The organism is Halobacillus sp. (genome assembly GCF_049282395.1).
Classification (GTDB): domain Bacteria; phylum Bacillota; class Bacilli; order Bacillales; family Halobacillaceae; genus Halobacillus.
The window spans coordinates 1-1524 of the sequence record NZ_JBAPTY010000349.1; the positions used below are offsets into that span (position 1 = coordinate 1).

The window sequence follows — 1524 nt, forward strand, 5'->3', positions numbered from 1 at the left end:
GCCGGCAAGCCGCTCGGAAAAATATAGTGAGCATGCACAACGTCGTACTTACGGCCGTTTGTTATCAGCTTGCTTAAGATGCGGAGCAGCCACGTTCCATATTTCATAATCAGGTTCCTCTTGCCGCCGCGGTTATCCTTATTTACGGCAATATCCATGTTCAGCCCCTGCTCACGTAGAGCCTCGACCTGATTCTTTACAAATATCCCGTAGGTAGGGTTGAGCTTACTTGGATACATATTACTGATGACGAGTACGCGTTTCTTCATAAGAAACTCCTTTCTCCATGACCGGTCAGGCTTCTGATTTCTTTCCTCGTTTCCGGATATTGTTGAGTAAGAATAAGAAAGCATTGATTTTCATAACAAAGCTTGCACCTGCGAAAACGACAGCGCCGACCATTGCCACGATGATGATCTGAACGAGGTTCGGAAGTCCTCCGATCAGCTGCTGAATTCCAATAACCGCTCCGCTCATGATGATCACGGCGAAGGTGATTTTGCCATAATCAACGGCGAGGTATTTAAAGTCAATTCCTCCGACCAAACGCACAAAAATGATCAGACAGGCACCGGTATAAAACAGGGCCATTAGAGAAGCGGCGAGCGGGATGCCTAAATAGCCAAGCCAGGAAGCGAACAAAAAGTTAAATAAAACGTTAATCAGAATCGATCCGATACTGATGAATAAGATAAGGTGACCTTTATTCATCGTATAGAATCCTTTATTAATCACGTTGTTCAAGCTGAAAAAGATGACAGAACCGAAGTACAGGTACGCGACATTCGTCGTGGCCTGCGTAGCTTCATTGTTAAAGGCCCCGCGTTCGTAGAGGAGCTCGATGAGATTCGGCATTAGAAGCATCATCCCAATCACAGAAGGCAGCAGGACGAGATACATCGTGGTCAGTCCTTTTTCGATTCCTTTCTTAAACTGGGGCGTGTCATCTTTCGTAATGGCTTTTGAGAGCATCGGAAAGATAATAGTCGCAATCGTAACTCCGAAAATGGCCTGTGGCATGTGCACGAGATTCTTGGCGTAGTTAATGTACGTAACGGCACCTTCACCCTGTCCGGAGGCAAAAATCGCACCGACCATCAAGTTGACCTGGCCGACAGCCACGGTCAGACCGACAGGCAGGAAGATCCAGTAAAACTGCTTCACTTCCGGCCATTCAATTTTCTGTTTAACATCCATGACCTTCCGCGGCACCACAAGGTAAAGCTTGAAGATAAGCGAAAGAATGGTTCCGGCCAGATAACCAATCGCAAGAGAGTAGGCTCCGATCTGGTTGGCAAATAAGAAGGCAGCCAGAATGGAGCTCAGAATAACGATAATCTGGGACACGATCGATAAGGAGAACTTGTTTTCCGCATCAAAAAAAGCTTCCAGTACCGAGTTCATTCCGACAAAGGCTATACAGGAGAAGAAGATAATCGTCACCCACGTGGCAATCTGCGTTGCTTCCGGGCTGAATTCCGGATAGAGAAGCGGAATCAGAAACGGAGCGAGTGCCATGCCGAT

General features: G+C 47.0%; 1 protein-coding gene and 1 pseudogene. Both read right to left on the reverse strand.

Translation table 11 applies throughout. From position 1 onward, the window contains the following. A pseudogene (locus WAM07_RS14780) lies at positions 1–269 on the reverse strand (glycosyltransferase family 4 protein); the annotation flags it as partial. Positions 270–294: 25 nt separating this feature from the next. Further along, positions 295–1524: murein biosynthesis integral membrane protein MurJ (gene murJ, locus WAM07_RS14785; protein ID WP_422168060.1), on the reverse strand; the 1230-nt coding region annotated here is incomplete at its 5' end.